The sequence below is a fragment of the Delftia sp. 11MD genome (assembly GCF_050907895.1).
In the GTDB taxonomy this organism is placed as follows: Bacteria; Pseudomonadota; Gammaproteobacteria; order Burkholderiales; family Burkholderiaceae_C; genus Comamonas; species Comamonas tsuruhatensis.
The window spans coordinates 160,127-175,763 of record NZ_CP194333.1; the positions used below are offsets into that span (position 1 = coordinate 160,127).

The 15,637-nt window shown below is 71.3% G+C and carries 11 protein-coding genes; 7 read left to right on the top strand and 4 right to left on the bottom strand.

Annotation, left to right across the window (positions count from 1 at the left end):
• Positions 1 to 7 precede the first annotated feature (7 nt).
• The 4 genes from ACRSCF_RS00715 to hutG are packed head-to-tail and all read left to right on the top strand — an operon-like array spanning position 8 to position 4,813.
• Positions 8 to 1,396, top strand: a complete 1,389-nt coding sequence (locus tag ACRSCF_RS00715) for an FAD-binding oxidoreductase (RefSeq protein WP_016452220.1) — start codon at positions 8 to 10, stop codon at positions 1,394 to 1,396.
• Complete coding sequence (locus ACRSCF_RS00720) at positions 1,393 to 2,538, top strand: histidinol-phosphate transaminase (RefSeq protein WP_034365613.1); 1,146 nt, start codon at positions 1,393 to 1,395, stop codon at positions 2,536 to 2,538. The genes ACRSCF_RS00715 and ACRSCF_RS00720 overlap by 4 nt, the downstream gene beginning before the upstream one ends.
• Positions 2,535 to 3,935, top strand: coding sequence for a formimidoylglutamate deiminase (locus ACRSCF_RS00725; protein ID WP_244387708.1), 1,401 nt, complete (start codon positions 2,535 to 2,537; stop codon positions 3,933 to 3,935). Before ACRSCF_RS00720 ends, ACRSCF_RS00725 begins: the two co-directional genes overlap by 4 nt.
• 14 nt (positions 3,936 to 3,949) lie before the next feature.
• Positions 3,950 to 4,813: an N-formylglutamate deformylase gene (gene hutG / locus ACRSCF_RS00730; RefSeq protein ID WP_082254156.1), complete on the top strand. Its 864-nt coding sequence runs from the start codon at positions 3,950 to 3,952 to the stop codon at positions 4,811 to 4,813.
• Here hutG and soxR read toward each other — a convergent pair whose 3' ends face one another.
• Entirely contained in the window at positions 4,814 to 5,317 is a 504-nt protein-coding gene (soxR, locus tag ACRSCF_RS00735) for a redox-sensitive transcriptional activator SoxR (protein WP_012202096.1), read from the bottom strand.
• A gap of 224 nt (positions 5,318 to 5,541) precedes the next feature.
• Here soxR and ACRSCF_RS00740 point away from each other — a divergent pair, with 224 nt between their 5' ends.
• Positions 5,542 to 5,925, top strand: coding sequence for a hypothetical protein (locus tag ACRSCF_RS00740; protein WP_432675179.1), 384 nt, complete (start codon positions 5,542 to 5,544; stop codon positions 5,923 to 5,925).
• 31 nt (positions 5,926 to 5,956) lie between these two features.
• Positions 5,957 to 6,769, top strand: a complete 813-nt coding sequence (locus ACRSCF_RS00745) for an AraC family transcriptional regulator (protein WP_016447389.1) — start codon at positions 5,957 to 5,959, stop codon at positions 6,767 to 6,769.
• 3 nt (positions 6,770 to 6,772) lie between these two features.
• On the opposite strand, the gene ACRSCF_RS00750 is transcribed toward ACRSCF_RS00745, so the two are convergent.
• From ACRSCF_RS00750 to ACRSCF_RS00760, 3 genes are all read right to left on the bottom strand, one after another.
• Positions 6,773 to 8,776 carry a reverse transcriptase family protein gene (locus ACRSCF_RS00750; RefSeq protein ID WP_244387709.1) on the bottom strand — a complete coding sequence of 668 codons (2,004 nt, stop codon included), beginning with the start codon at positions 8,774 to 8,776 and terminating at the stop codon, positions 6,773 to 6,775.
• A 307-nt stretch (positions 8,777 to 9,083) separates the two neighbouring features.
• Entirely contained in the window at positions 9,084 to 10,814 is a 1,731-nt protein-coding gene (locus ACRSCF_RS00755; RefSeq protein ID WP_034365607.1) for an SWIM zinc finger family protein, read from the bottom strand.
• Positions 10,815 to 10,845: 31 nt separating this feature from the next.
• The gene (locus ACRSCF_RS00760; protein WP_244387710.1) at positions 10,846 to 14,007 is read right to left on the bottom strand and encodes a hypothetical protein; all 3,162 of its coding nucleotides are present in this window, start codon (positions 14,005 to 14,007) and stop codon (positions 10,846 to 10,848) included.
• A gap of 408 nt (positions 14,008 to 14,415) precedes the next feature.
• Between ACRSCF_RS00760 and ACRSCF_RS00765 the strand changes: the two genes are divergently transcribed.
• Complete coding sequence (locus ACRSCF_RS00765; RefSeq protein ID WP_016447393.1) at positions 14,416 to 15,630, top strand: efflux RND transporter periplasmic adaptor subunit; 1,215 nt, start codon at positions 14,416 to 14,418, stop codon at positions 15,628 to 15,630.
• Positions 15,631 to 15,637: the final 7 nt, after the last annotated feature.

Below are 15,637 nucleotides of genomic sequence, written 5' to 3' on the forward strand. Positions count from 1 at the left end.
CTGTCCCATGCCCCATGCACTGTTTCTCGATGAATTGATTTCCACCCTGGGCGCCGAAGTGGCGCAGCGCGGCGACGATGTGCCCGAGCGCTACCACACCGACTGGAGCGGCACGCCGCCCCAGCGCCCGCTGGCCCTGGTGCGCCCGCGCAGCACCGACGAGGTCAGCGCGCTCATGCGCCTGTGCACGGCCCACCGCGTGCCTGTCGTGCCCCAGGGCGGGCTCACGGGCCTGGCCGGTGCGGCCGTGCCCGTGGCGGGTGCCGTGGCCGTCTCCATGGAGCGCATGAATGCCATCGAGGACGTGAACGCGCGCACCGCGCTGATGACCGTGCAGGCCGGCGCCACGCTGCAGGCCGTGCAGGAGGCGGCCGTGGCCGCAGGCATGGTCTTCGGCGTGGACCTGGGCGCGCGCGGCAGCTGCCAGATCGGCGGCAACGTGGCCACCAATGCGGGCGGCAACGGCGTGCTGCAGCACGGCATGATGCGCGAGCAGGTGCTGGGCCTGGAGGTGGTGCTGGCCGACGGCACGGTGCTGCCCATGCTGCGCCCCATGCTCAAGAACAACACGGGCTACGACCTCAAGCAGTTCTTCATCGGCTCGGAGGGCACGCTGGGCATCGTCACGCGCGTGCTGCTGCGCCTGCGCCCCGCGCCCCAGGCCCGCGCCACGGCCCTGGTGGCCGTGCCGGACTTCGATGCGGCGCTGTCCGTGCTCGCGCGCATGCAATCGCGCTTTGGCAACGGCGTGGCGGCCTTCGAGCTGATGTGGGACAGCTTCATCCAGGCCTCCATCCGCTGGCAGAAGCTGCAGCCGCCGTTTGGCCAGGCGCATGCGCTGCTGGCCCTGATCGATGTGGACGGCAAGGACGAGGCCACGCTGCGCGCCGACGTGGAAGAGGCCCTGGGCGAGGCCATGGAGGCCGGCGAGGTGGCCGATGCCGTCATCGCCCAGTCCGTGGCCCAGGCGCGCCAGCTGTGGAAGCTGCGCGAGGCGCCGGCCGAGCTCAACACGAACATGCATCCGCCCGTCAACTTCGACGTCAGCCTGCCCCAGGCCGACATCGGCCGCTTCGCCGATGCCTGCCGCGCCGCGTTCGACGCGCGCTGGCCCGGCCACCACTCGCTGTTCTTCGGCCATGTGGGCGACGGCAACCTGCATGTCTCGGTGGACGGTGCCACCGCCAACGGCGACTGCGAAGGCGTCGAGGCCGCGCTGTACCACCTGGTCGGCGAGTTCGGCGGCAGCGTCTCGGCCGAGCACGGCATCGGCCTGCACAAGAAGCCCTATCTCGGCGCCAGCCGCACGCCGGCCGAACTGGCCGTGATGCGCGCCATCAAGCAGGCGCTGGACCCCCTGCATCTGTTCAACCCCGGCAAGGTATTCGACCTATGAACGCTCCCGCCATCCACGCGATCCACACCCTGGCACGCCCCGAAGTGCCGCCGCTGCCGCCCTACAACGCAGGCCTGTCCTCCGAGGCCGTGCGGGCGCGCTACGGCGTCACCGAGATCGCGCGGCTGGCGAGCAACGAGAACCCCTTTGGCGCCAGCCCCGCCGTGGCCCGCGCCCTGGCCGACCTGGCCCTGCATGTGGGCACCTATCCCGATGCGCAATGCACGGCGCTGCGCGCGGCCATCGCGGCGCGCACCGGCGTGCCGGCCGAGGCCATTGCCGTGGGCAACGGCTCCGAGGACATCCTGCAGATGCTCTGCCAGGCGTTTCTCTCGCCCGGCGACCGCGTGCTCACCCAGCGCCCGGCCTTCGGCCTGCACGAGATCTACCCGCGCATGATGGGCGCCCGCGTCGAGCTGCTGGAGCTGACGCCCGCGCTGGACTTCGATGTCGATGCCTGGTGCCAGGCGCTGGCGCGCGGCCCCAAGATCGCCATGCTGGCCAATCCCTCCAATCCCGTGGGCTGCATGTTCAGCGCCGGGGATTTCGCGCGCCTGCTGGACGCCACGCCGCCGCAGACCCTGCTGGTGGTGGACGAGGCCTACTACGAGTACGCCCTGCACGCCGACGGCTATCCCGACGTGCTGGCCCTGCTGCGCGGCCGCGCCATGCCCTGGATCGTGCTGCGCACCTTCTCCAAGGCCTGGGGCCTGGCCGGCCTGCGCGTGGGCTACGGACTGGCCAGCGACGCGGCCCTGGTGCAACTGCTGGACCGCGTGCGCACGCCCTTCAACGTCAACCAGGCCGCCCAGGCGGCGGCGCTGGCGGCCTGGGGCGACGAGGACTTCATGCAGCGCGGCGTGGCCGAGACCGTGCGCCTGCGCGATGTGCTGGCGCAGCGGCTGGCCGCCCTGCCTGCACTGCCCGCACTTCGGATAGCGCCTTCGGCCGCCAACTTCCTGTTCATCGACATCGGCCGCCCCAACGGCCCCGTGAACGAGGCGCTGCTGGCCCGGGGCCTGATCGTCAAGCCCTGGAAGGAGCCGGGCTTCGAGCACTTCATCCGCGTCTCCGTGGGCACGGAGGCCGACAACGAACGCTTCGTGCGCGCGCTGGCCGACATCCTGGAGGCCGTGCAATGAGCGGCATCGACCAGACTTCCGACAGCCGCACGCTGTTCGCCGAGCATGCGCTGCTGCCCACGGGCTGGGCGCGCAATGTGCTGCTGCGCTGGGATGGCGCAGGGCGCCTGCTGGCCGTACAGGCCGACGCCCCGTCCGGCAGCGCGCCGCGCGCGCCCGGCCCCGTGCTGCCCGGCATGCCCAACCTGCACTCGCATGCCTTCCAGCGCGCCTTTGCGGGCCTGACCGAATACCGCGCCGAGGCCCAGGACAGCTTCTGGAGCTGGCGCGACCTCATGTACCGCTTTGCCGCGCGCATCACGCCCGAGTCGCTGGAGGCCATCGCTACCTGGCTGTACGTGGAGATGCTGGAGGCCGGCTACACCTCGGTCTGCGAATTCCACTACGTGCACCACGACCGGGATGGCCGGCCCTATGCCGACGACGCCACGCTGTCCCTGGCCCTGCTGCGCGCCGCGCGCAAGGCCGGCATGGGCATCACCCTGCTGCCCGTGCTCTACCAGACCAGCGGCTTCGGCGGCAAGCCGCCGCGCGCCGACCAGGCGCGCTTCATCCGCAGCACCGACAACATGCTGGCCCTGCTGCAGCGCCTGCTGCCCGAGGCCCGTGCCCAGGGCGCGGCCCTGGGCCTGGCGCCGCACTCGCTGCGCGCCGTGCCGCCCGACAGCCTGCGCGTGGCCGTGGAGGGCCTGACGGCGCTGGACGCGCGCGCGCCCGTCCACATCCACATTGCCGAGCAGACCCAGGAGGTAGACGACTGCCTGGCCTGGAGCGGCCAGCGCCCCGTGCAATGGCTGCTGGAGCATGCCCCCGTGGACGCACGCTGGTGCCTGGTCCACGCCACCCACATGACGCCCGGTGAATACGCGGGCGCCGCACGCAGCGGCGCCGTGGCCGGCATCTGCCCCACCACCGAGGCCAACCTGGGCGATGGCATCTTCGACATGCCGCAATGGCTGGGCCACGGCGGCGCCTGGGGCGTGGGCTCGGACAGCCATGCCTGCGTCAACGCGGCCGAGGAACTGCTGATGCTCGAATACAGCCAGCGCCTGTCGCTGCGCCAGCGCAATGTGCTGGCCGGCCCCGACCCGCAGGTGGGCACCGCGCTGTGGACCGCTGCCGTGCAGGGCGGTGCCCAGGCCGCAGGCCGCCCCGTGGCCGGGCTGGCCGTGGGCCAGCAGGCCGACTTCCTGGCGCTGGATGCAGACCATGTGGCGCTGGCCGGCCTGCCGGTGCAGGCCATGGTCTCGGCCCATGTCTTCGGCAGCCACCGCAGCAGCGCCCTGCACAGCCTGTGGGTGGGCGGCGAGCGCCGCGTGCAGGCCGGACGGCATGCGCTGCACGAGGCGGCAGCCCATGGCTTTGTCGCGGCCCGCGCGGCCACCCTGCAATCCTGAGGCCCCCGCATGCCATGGGCCCGCAAAAACCGCCAGAAACGTTCCAGAATCACGCCATGACCGATACCGCTCCCCCTCCCTTCATCTTCCACCAGGGCACGGCGCCGCTGCTGATCTCCATGCCGCATGCGGGCACCCATGTGCCGCCCGACATCGCCGCGCGCCTGACCGAGGAAGCCCGCCACGTGCCCGACACCGACTGGCACCTGCCGCGCCTGTACGAGTTCGCCAGGGCCATGGGCGCCTCCATCCTCGTGGCCACGCATTCGCGCTATGTGGTGGACCTGAACCGTCCGCCCGATGGCGCCAGCCTCTACCCGGGCCAGAGCGTCACCGGCCTGTGCCCCGTGGACACCTTCGACGACACGCCGCTGTACGCCGACCCGGCCGATGTGCCCGCGGACGCCGAAATCGCCGCGCGCCGCGAAGCCATCTGGGGCCCGTACCACGCACAGCTGCGCGCCGAGCTGGACCGCCTCAAGGCCGTGCACGGCACCGTGGCGCTGTGGGACGCGCACTCCATCCGCTCGGTGCTGCCGCGTTTCTTCGAAGGCAAGCTGCCCGACCTGAACCTGGGCACCGGCAAGGGCACGAGCTGCGCGCTGGAACTGGCCGAGCATCTGCTGGCCATTGCGCAGACCGCGCCGGGCCACACCGCCATACTCAACGGCCGCTTCACGGGCGGCTACATCACGCGCCACTACGGCCAGCCCGAGGCCGGCATCCACGCCGTGCAGCTGGAGATGACGCAGTGCAGCTACATGCAGGAAGCGCTGCCCTTCGACTACCTTCCCGAGCGCGCCGAACAGATCCAGCCCACGCTGCAGCGCATGCTGCAGGCCGTGCTGGACTTCGTCACGACACGGCGCGTGTCCTGATCAGCCTTCGTCGTGGCAGTGGCCCGGGCAGGGCCCGCCCATGGCCACGGGCGGCGGGTCGCCCAGCCAGCGGCGCGGCCCCGGGCCGTTCTGTGCGCACAGGTCGCCGGGGTTGTGCAGCACGCAGTGGCGCAGTGACAGGCAACCGCAGCCAATGCACTGGTCCAGGCTCTCGCTGAGCCGCTGCAGCTCGCCTATGCGGTCGTCCAGCCGCTGCTTCCAGACCCGCGACATCTTCTGCCAGTCCCCGCCCGTGGGGACATGGCGGCTGGGCAGCTTGGCCAGCTGCTCGGCGATCTCCTCCAGCGTGAAGCCGATGCGCTGGGCGAACACCACGAAGGCGATGCGCCGCAGCGACGAGCGGTGGTAGCGCCGGTGGCCGCTGGCGCTGCGCACGGACTCGATCAGGTTCAGCGACTCGTAAAAGCGCAGCGCCGAGGCCTTGACCCCGCTGCGCTGCGCCACGTCGCCGATGCTGAGCAGCGGATCATCCTCGGTTTTCATGGTGGCTTTCCTTCGTGGCTTGACTTCAAGTTCACTTGAACTCGAAGAATGCGGCCATTCTGAGCGAAAGCGCAGGAACAGGGCAACCGGGGCTTGTACCGCCCCTGCAGGCGTCCTGGCCGGACTGCGAAATTCTTTGGCCGAGTGCTGCAATGACGCAGCTGCCGTTCATTCATACAGTAATGGGTCTCATTTGTATTGAATGGCATCGGCCGGAGGTTTCCATGTACATCGACAGCAGCAGCTTTCCCCTGGTCCGCATGGGCTACGAGCGCGACAAGGCCGTGCCCGTGGACCGCTTGCTGGAGGACTTCTCGGCCCTGCTGGCCCGCGGCCAGGCCTTTGTCTTCTTCAGCGACGGCGACATGTCCCAGGAGGAGCGCTCGCCCGCGGAGTGCAAGCAGGTCGTGCTGTGGATGAAGGCCCGCCGCCCCGAGCTCAAAAGCCTGGTGCGCGCCCTTGTCCACGCCGAGCCCGATGCGCACAAGCGCGCCGAGGCCGAGGCCTTCGCACAGATGTTCGGCAAGGCCTGGGGCTATCCCATGCTGCTGGTGGCCTCCCCCGAGGAGGCGCAGCAGCGTGCACGGGAGCTGCTCGGGTCCGATTGATGACCGATTGACATGAACTGAGAGAAACACCATGAATGCCGTGGATTCCGCCCTGCTCAAAGTCCTGCCCGAGAGGTGGGATCCCGACCATGTGGACCGTCCCGTGATCGTCCTGCCGATGCGCTCGGGCCCGGGTGACTGGGCAATGGACTTCCATGCCCACCGCAAGAGCCAGCTCATGGTCACCAATGCGGGCCTGATCACGCTGGAGACCGAGGCCGGCGTCTGCGTGGTGCCGCCGCGCAGCGCCGCCTGGATTCCGGGCGGCACGCTGCACCGCGTCAGCTGCAGCGGTGCGGCCAGCGGCCATATCGTCTTTGTGGAATCCGGCGCGGCGCGCCCCGCGCCCGGCCCCTGCCATGCGCTGGCCGTCTCGCCCTTTCTGCATGCCCTGCTGGAGCGCGTGCAGGGCCTGCCGCAGGACTACGAGCCCGACAGCGGCGATGGCCGGCTCATGCAGGTCCTGCTCGATGAAATCCAGAACGCGCAGCCCGAGGGCCTGCACCTGCCCCTGCCGCGCGACCGCCGCCTGCGCCGCATGACCGGCGCCCTGTGCGAGCAGCCCCAGCTGCAGGCGCGGCTGGCCGACTGGGCCCAGCGCATCGGCATGAGCGAGCGCAGCATGACGCGGCTGTTCCTGGCCGAGACCGGCCTCACCGTCAACCAGTGGCGCCGCCAGCTGCATGTGCTCACCGCGCTGCAGCAGCTGTCCCAGGGGCTGCGCATCCAGACCGTGGCCGATGCCCTGGGATACGAAAGCGCACCGGCCTTCGTGACCATGTTCCGCAAGGCCGTGGGCACCTCGCCGCGCCGCTTTCTGGCACTGCGCAGCGCGGTGCGCTGATCGCTACGAAAGCCGCAATCCCAGGCCGACCAGCACGGCCACCACCATCGCCGCCCCGAAGACATCCCAGCGCTGGATGCGCCGGTACCTGAGGATGACGACCAGGACGATGCCGATCAGCGTGATCAGCCGGGCCTGGAACACGGTGCCCAGCAGGAAGCAGATCACGATCTGCGCCCAGTAGGTGAGCAGGCCGGCCATCGGCGGCCTTTTCGATGCGGGCGGATTCGGGTCCGGTGCGGCCGGTGATGGCGATGGAGAGGTCGATGCCGCGGGCAGGGCGCTTGCGGCGCCGGGGGCAGGGCCAGCCGCCTGCCGGGCGGCCTGCCGTTCCTCCTGGCGCTGCTCGCGCCGCTGCTGGTCGGTCTTCTCCAGCACGGGCGCTGCGGGTGCGGCCGGCTGCCACCATGGCTTGCCGCTGGCCAGCGCAGGTGCCTGCCCGCCGGCTGCCAGGCGCCGGAACGTGGCGTTTGCGGGGGGCTTGGCGCGCGCGGCGGCGCGGTCCTGCCGGCTGGCCTCGAGCAGGGCGTCGTTCGCCCGGTCCACAGGGCTGCGCGTGAGCTGCCGGGCCTGTGCCAGCAGCGGCCCGCCCTGCACGGGATCGATCTGGTGGACGAACTGCGCCATTCCCAGCAACTGCGAGGCATGGGCCGGCTGGCCTTGCCAGTGGGGCGCCTGGGCACGCTGGACAGATTGGCCTGGCAGGCCTGTCCCGGCCTGCGTGGCGCGGTGCAGGGCGGCGCGCAGGCGCCTGCGCGTCTGGCGCGATACGCCGGGCTTGTCCGCGTTCACCACCAGCCCCGTGACCTCCTGGCGGCGGCCCTTGCGCATCACGCGCTCCTTGTCGGGGTGGGGCGTGAAGCCTTCGTCGCGCAGTATCCAGCGCACGCGGCCCAGCAGCCGCCCCACGTTGTCGCGCGCGGCCTCGCCCGAGGCCGAGAAGGTCAGGTCGTCCGCATAGCGCGTGTACACAAAGCCCAGCTGCCTGGCCAGGCCCAGCAGGCGGCGGTCCAGGCGGCGGCACAGCAGGTTGGTGAGCATGGGGCTGGTGGGCGCGCCCTGGGGCAGCACGCGCTCGCGCGCCTTGCCGCCAACGAAGAGCTTCTCGCCATCCACCTGCCAGGCCTGGGCGCGGTTTTCGCTGCACAGCAGGGCCAGGAGGGTGGCCATGGCCTCGCCATAGCCCAGATGCCGGAACACGCCCTTGATGCGGCCGAAGGCAATGCTGGGAAAGAAGTCCTTCACGTCCAGGTTGATGACCACGTCGTGGCCCGCATGCGGCGCGGCATTGCTCACGATGGAGCGGCCGGCCAGGAAGCCGTGGGCGGCGCCATGCGCGGGCACCTTGGCGAGGATGTTGTCCAGCACCCAGTACTGCGCGCGCTTGAGGCGCGGCATGGGCGCGGAGATCAGCCGCTCGCCGCCGGTCTTCTTGGGCAGGGTGAACGAGTGGTAGTGGTGGGTGCGGGCCACCTCGCGGTGAAAGCCCAGGAAGCGCAGCTCGGCCACCGTGATGCCCATGGCCTGCGCCAGCTGGGCGGCATCGGCCAGCTGCGGCAGGCCGTGCCGGGCGAGCCGCTGCGGATCGGCCTGCCTGCGCTCCGTGCCATCCCGGGCGGCATCCTGCAGGGCCGCGGAGACGCCGGGACCCAGATAGCCCACGTGCGTGGACCGCCTGGCATGCCAGGCCAGCGCCTTGTCATGGCGTTCCTGGGCCTGGCGGCGTTTGGTTTCCTCGCGCTGGGCCAGCGCCTTTTGCATGCGCTCCTTGCGCATCTGGCGCAATGCGCGCTCGGGGTTCTGGCGCACGGCGATCTGCTGGCGCAGCTCGGCCAGCTCGCGCTGCAACTCGCCCTCGCGCTGGATGTGGGCGGCGGCCAGCTGCGGCTGTCCCTCGCCCTTGGGCCAGAAGCCCAGGCGCTGCATTTCCTCGAGGATAACTTCCTGTTTGCTGGAGGCCTTGATGCGCTCGTAGATCTCGGCGCGCGTGGGTTGCGGCTGGCTCATGCGGCAACCCCTGCAAGGCGGGCCCGGCCGGTGCGAGGCGGGCAAGAAGGTGGAGCGACGCGCTTCTCGTCGAAGAGCCCGCAGGGCTCACGGGACGGGAGCTGTTCGCTCGACGCCACCCCGCGACGGTATGCGTGTTTCGCTTGTAGCAAGCCACTCAGGAAAACGCATACCGTCGCTGGGGTGGCACAGTGAAAACGGCGCCCGTGGTGCATGAAACGGCAGTTCACAAGGGTGGCGAAACACCACCCGGGTTGCAAGAGCCTGCGCGTCGCTCCGCGTGGCAGTGTAGAGCAATTGAGGCGGTTCACGCGATTTCTCCTTGTCCTGCTGCGGCCGCCTGCTGCGGGCCTGCCGGCTGGCGTGCGGCATCGAGCTGGGCCTGCGCCACCAGGCGCAGCGCAATCATGTGCTCGCAGGGCCCCTGGCGCAGCCGGTGCTGCTGGTAGTGGTTGCAGCTGCAGCGCGCATCGGTCAGGCGCTCGTCCGCGTTGAGTTCGAGCTGGGTGTCGAACAGGCGCTTGCCGTCGGCGCGCGGTATCTGGCCGGTGATGCGGCTGAAGCCGTCCTTGCGGTCAATGCGCGGCGGGGCAATGGCCTTGCCGCGCACCAGGGCCAGCGCCTTGTCCTCCTCGGGGTTGGCAGGCTGCAATTGCTGCGCCGTCAGCGGCTCGCGCAGCAGCTCGCGCCAGGCGTAGCGCCCGGCGTCCAGGTCGTAGACGGCACGCCCGGCCTGCATCCAGCGCGTCATGGCCGTGTGCACCTGGGCCTGTGCCAGGCCCGTGGCCTGGGCCAGTTCCTGCGCGCCGGCCTGCCAGCACGACTGCAGTTGCCGGCCCACGGCCTCGACCTGGGCGGGCGTGACCTCGGCCTGCGGCGCCATCAGGTGAAAGCGCGCGCTGGCGGCCCAGTCGTTGGCGCTCCAGCCCGACAGGCCCAGCGTGACCGTGACCTGGCCCAGCTCCACCACCCAGAAGCTGGGCATGCCGCTGCCCAGCAGGTGCACGCGCACGCGCGTGGCCTGCGGGATCAGCCGTTCCAGCGTGAGCAGGCGCCGGCGCCCCCACAGGCGGATGGTGCCGCCGCCCGTGCCCAAGGCATCGCTGACGACGTGCGAGCGCCGGGTGGCCAGGCGTTCCTCCCAGGGCTCGAACACCACGGCGGGCGGCTGCCCCGGCGTCAGCTCGAAGCGCAGCGCGCGCGGGCCATGGCGCTCGCGCCGGGCACGCAGCCGCGCGCAGATGTTGAACAGGTCCATGGGGTGCAGTTCCACCACGGTGGCGGGCAGGGCCATGGCGCTGGAGACCTGTACGAAGCCGCGCAGCCAACTGTCGGGCAGGTCGATCTTTTCCTCGCGCAGTGCCGGATCGGCGCCCACCTGCACGGCAAAGCCGGCCGGGTCCAGCGTCAGCCGCGTGTCCCGGTAGCTGCGGATCTTCTGGAATTCTTCGTAGAGGCTGGCCGAGTAGTCGATGTTGGTGGTGCCGCAGATGCGCTCGCCCGCATGCTCGAAGGCCTCGTGCCGGATGCTGACCGCGCAGTAGCTGGACTCGTCCTGGCTGAAGGCCTCGAACAGCAGCCGGTCCGGGTGCACGGTGATCACGGGGTCGAGCACGTACCAGGCATCGCGGTTGGCCTGGTACAGCCAGTCGAAGTATTTGCGCTGCGCCTTGTAGAAGGGCGCGAGCACCTGGTTGCGGGTCTCGCGCAGGTCCTTGAGTTCGGCGCTGATTTCCCTGGCGCGCGCCTGGGCGCCGCCGGTGTCGGCCATGAAGCCGGCCAGCAGCTGGGACTCATGCTCCTGCAGCCATTCGCGGTAGGCCGTCTTGTCGCGGCCGCGCGTGCGCATGTCGCTGACCACCACGCTGTGCAGCGCGCTGAGGCCTTCGCGCACCTGCAGGAAGGCCGGGCCGTCGCGCCTGAGCAGGCCGTCGAAGCGCGTGGGAGGCCGCAGCAGGTCGGGCGCGAAGGAAAACGCCTGTTGCGTGGCCGTGTCGCTGACCTGCGTGCTGCCGTAGTACTGATAGCGAAATTCCATGTCCGTTCGACTCCGTGCTGTGAACAGGCGCTCAGGTGGAAGACGGGGCCTGGCCGCGCCGCTCCGCCGCCAGGGGCTGCATGAAGCTTTGCGCCAGATGGGGATGGCGCTGCACGATGTCGCGCAGCCCGGCCACATAGTCGGGCTGGTCGGCCTGGCTGGCGCTGACCACCTGCCGCGCGAAGATGGCCGCGACCACGGCCGCAGTCTCGGGCGCATCGACCTGGCCGCGCAGGAAATGCAGCACGCGCGTCTTGCTGGCGCGCGCGCGGTGCACCTGGCTGAGCACAGTCAGGAAGTAGGGCTGCAGCTCCTGCAGGCGCGTGGCGCGCTGGGGCGCGGGCTCGTCGGGCAGGGCCAGCAGCCATTGCGTGACGAACAGCTGCACGCCGGGGGCCGGGTGCTGGGCCAGGCGCGCGAGGTAGAGGCTGGCCTCGGGCGCGCTCATGTGCTGCTCGAGCCGCTGGCGGCCCAAGGCCTGTACCCAGGACTGGGGATGGTCCACCCAGCCGATCAGCAGCTCGGGCGTGAGCGCATTGGCCGGCAGCCGCTGGCCGAACATCTCGCGTGCGTACTGCTGGGTGTCGGCGAACAGGGCGTCGGCCAGCGGCAGCAGCTGTTCCGCCTGCTCGGGCCGGGTCTGTTCCATGGGCGTGAGGCGCGTGTCGATGCTCTGGCGGCTCAGTGCGCGCACATCGGCATCGGCATGCCGCGCCAGCGTGGACCACTGGCGCAGGGTGTAGGCCTGGATGTCCAGCGCCTTCAGGCCCCAGGCGCCGTAGCGTTGCGCACCCGTGGCCTGGGCCTGCAGGGCGCGCCAGATGCCCGAGGCATCGCGGGCCGGGGCCACGGCGGCCAGCGGGCCGGTGAGCAGGCGCAGCGCCGCGTCGTGGACGCCTTCGGCCTTTTCCGCGCGGAACAGCACCTCGTGCAGGCGTTCGGCGATCTGGGCGTTGCAGCGCGCGTTGTACAGAGGGGTGCCGGCCAGGCGCTCGACCAGGGGCGCGGCCGCTGCGCGCAAGGCGGCATGGGGCGATACCGCAAACCCGGCCAGCATGTCGGCCTGCTCGCACAGCAGATCGTCGGCCAGGCTGCCCATGAGCCGTATGCCGCAGGCCATGCGCGCAGGTTCCTCGGATTCCAGCAGCCCGCGCAGCGCCGCCGCAGGCAGGGTGCGCAGGCCTTGCGGGTGGACCAGCAGCCAGGCGGTCGCCATCTCCACCAGTGCCGTCACCGAATGCGCCAGCAGGTGGTGCAGCGGCGGGGCCGGAACGCCGGGCGCGTGCGCGACCAGCGGTGCCTTGTCCGCGAAGAGGGCCTGCACCGCATCGCGGATGTCGGCCAGCGCAGCGCCGTCCGCATCCAGCGTGGGCAGCGCCGCCAGCAGGGCCAGGGCCACGGCGGCGCCATCGGCATAGAGCAGCAGGGCCAGTGCCTGCGTGCGCGAGCTGGCGGCGGGCGACAGCAGCAGGGCCGCCACCAGCTCGGCATCGCGCGCGGCGGCTGCGCGGTCGCGCGACAGCCAGGCGCCCAGGTAGCGGGCGGCCGGCCCCTCGCCGCATTGCGCAAGCGCCAGCAGCCAGGGGCGGCGCGCCGCATCGTCGGTGAGAGCGACCATGCGCTGCTGGGCAATCTCCAGGCCCAAGGCGGCGGCGGGCGCATAGGTTTGGTGCAGCAGCGGCGCGGCGGCCGCCGCATCCAGGCTGTCCAGAAAGGCCTTCTGGTCCTGCAGAGCGCGCGTGAGCGACCACAGCAGCAGCGTGGACTGCGAGCGGCCCACCAGCTGCAGCAGCCGCTCGGGGTGGGCATCCCACAGGGGCGAGAGCCCTTCCACGCGCTGCGCGGGCAGCTGCTGCAGGTCCAGCGGCTCGTCGGTGTACCAGCCATGGGCGCGTGCCGAGGCATGCAGCTGTGGCCAGCGCGGCAGCAGCAGCCGGGCGGCGAGCAGCCAGCGCGATTCGGGCAGGCGGCCGGAGCGCGAGGCAGCCTGGCCCGCGCAGCGGCGGTCCATGGCCTGGAGCAGGGCCGTGGCCTGCGCGGCGCCTTCGCTGTGCCCGGCCGAGACCATGCGCCGCAGCTGGCGCCAGCCGCGCAGGCGCAGGTACAGGGAGGTGTCGCGGCTGAAGACGGCACCCTCGTCGCGCGGGCCATCGAAGCGGGCATGCAGCACGGCCAGCAGGGCGTGGTCGCGCCGCCACTCGGCACGCTTGTGGATGCGCCGTATGGCAGGCCACCAGGGGCGTGTGAAAGGGATGCGCTCCATCCAGGCCAGCAGCTGCCGGTGGACGGCGCCATCGTGCGCGCCCAGCGTATCGGCCGCCAGCAGCGCCTGGGGCGTGAGGGCGTTGAACACGGCCTGCTGCGCCTGCGGGCCGTCCTCCGGCGGGGCGGTGCGTGTCTCTTGTTCCCCCTGTGCCCCTTGCTCCCCTTGTACCCACTGCTCCCACTGATCCCGGTGCTCCTGCAGCGCCGCATGGCGCTCCTGCGGCGCGAGCAGCGCCAGCCAGGCCTGGTGCGCCAGGTCGCGCGTGGCCTCGCTGGCGCCGCGCTGCGACAGCGCCTGCATGGCCACCGCCGCGCCGCCATCGCCCAGGCGGCCCACCAGATAGGCCAGGCAGTAGTCGAGCAGGTCGTCGCCCGTGCCCAGCAGGGCCACCAGGCGCGGCACCTGCGCATGCAGCAGGCGCTGGGCGCCGCCGCCGCGCGCGGCATCCGCATATTCCGCCAGGCGCCACACCAGGCGCGCCTGCTGGCCTGCGGGCATCAGCCGCCAGGCATTGCCGTCCAGGCGCCGGCACAGGGCCGGTATGGCGGCGGCCTGCACGGGCGACTCCGGCAGCTGTGGCGGCTGCGGCGCCGGTTCCTGGGCGTGGCCAGCCAAGGGCAAGGCTTGCACGCCATCCAGCTCGGCAAAACCTCGCTGGGACTGCAGCACATCGCCGGCCGCCAGGCGCTGGCGCAGATAGGCCAGTGCGCGCTGGCGTGCAGGCTCCAGTGCCAGCGGCAACGGGGTCAGCGTGCTGTCATCGACCTGCGCGACGACGCCGGCCTTCCATTGCGTGACCTGCAAGGTCACGACATGGCGCGCCGCCGCGTCGCGCCCCTGCGGGTCCAGGGCCACCAACGTCACGGTGCTGATGCGTTCATTGCGTCCCTGCGGGCGGGACAGTACGGCTTGAGCAAGCAGGTTCATGCGGCAGGCATCCAGTGCTTTTCCATATGGGGTTGGCTGGCGGGAACAACCGGGGCCGCAAAGTGTTCGCGGCCGTCGTTTCCCGCTGGCCAACGCAGGGTCAGATGGCATCGCAGTGTAGTGCCTCGATGCCCTGCGGGCGCCGCCCGCCGCGTGCCCGCCGCACTGCCGATGGCCGCTGCGCTTGTCCGATCCGGCCATTGATTCCCCTGGCAAACCGTCCTCAATTTTCGTGGTGTCTTTGTGGCTGGATCTTGACTTCAAGTTCACTTGAACTTGAAGAATGCAACCCATTGTGGGCAGCCGCCGGCAAGGCCTTCAGAGCCTGCGGTACAGCCCCCCTTTTTCCGGCCCTGCACCGACCCCGGCAGCAGGGCCTTGCCCATCCCCCTCAAGGAGAGTCGATCCATGCCAGTTCTTCCCCCGCCGCCGTTGCGGCGTGCCCTGTTCGGAGGCGCCCTGGCGGCGCTGGCCCTGCTTGCCGGCTGCCGCCCGCAGGCCGTGGGCGATGCCCATGCCAGCGACGGCCCGCCGCCTGCGCCCGAGGTGCTGGTGAGCGAGGTCGTGCCGGCCAGCGTGCGTGTCTGGGACGAGTTCAACGGCCGCATCGATGCCGTGGACTCCGTGCAGCTGCGCCCGCGCGTGTCGGGCTATATCGAGCGCATTGCCTTCAGCGAGGGGCAGGAGGTCCGGAAGGGCCAGCTGCTGTTCGTGATCGACCAGCGGCCCTACCGCGCGGCCCTGGCCAGCGCCGAGGCCGAGCTGGAGCGCACGCGTGCCGGCGCCGCCCTGGCGCGCACCCAGGACCAGCGTGCCCGCCAGCTGGTGGCCGAGCATGCCGTCTCGCGCGAGGAAGCCGACACGCGTGCCGGCGCCATGGCCCAGAGCGCCGCCCAGGTGCGTGCCGCCGAAGCCGCGCTGGCGGCCGCGCGGCTCAACCTGGACTTCACCGAGGTGCGCGCGCCGGTCTCCGGCCGCGCGGGCCGCGCCCTGCTCACCGTGGGCAACCTGGCCCAGGCCGACCAGAGCGTGCTGACCACGGTGGTCTCGCAGGACCCGGTGTATGTGTATTTCGATGCGGACGAGCACAGCTTCCTGCGCCACCAGCAGGCCGCCAACGCCGCCAACGGCGGCAAGGGCCGGCCCGTGCGCATGGGCCTGGCCAGCGATGAGGGCTTCCCGCACAAGGGCACGCTGGATTTCACCGACAACCAGCTCAACGCCGGCACGGGCACGGTGCGCATGCGCGCCCGCATGCCCAATCCCGACCGCCTGCTGACGCCGGGCCTGTTCGCGCGCGTGCAGTTGCAGTCAGGGCAGTCCGAGCAGGGCGGCGGCGGGCAGCAGGCGCTGCTGATCGACGACAAGGCCGTGCTCACCGACCAGGACCGCAAGTACGTGTATGTGGTGGGCGAGGGCAACAAGGCCGAGCGCCGCGACCTGGAGCTGGGCCGCATGGTCGATGGCCGGCGCGTGGTGCAAAAGGGCCTGGCGGCGGGCGACCGCCTCGTGGTCGGCGGCCTGCAGCGCATCTACTACCCCGGCATGCCGGTCAGCCCCAAGCCTGCGCCCGGCGATGGGCAGGCGGCGGTGGCCCAGGCGTCGGCCGTGGCCGCGCAGTGAACCGGGA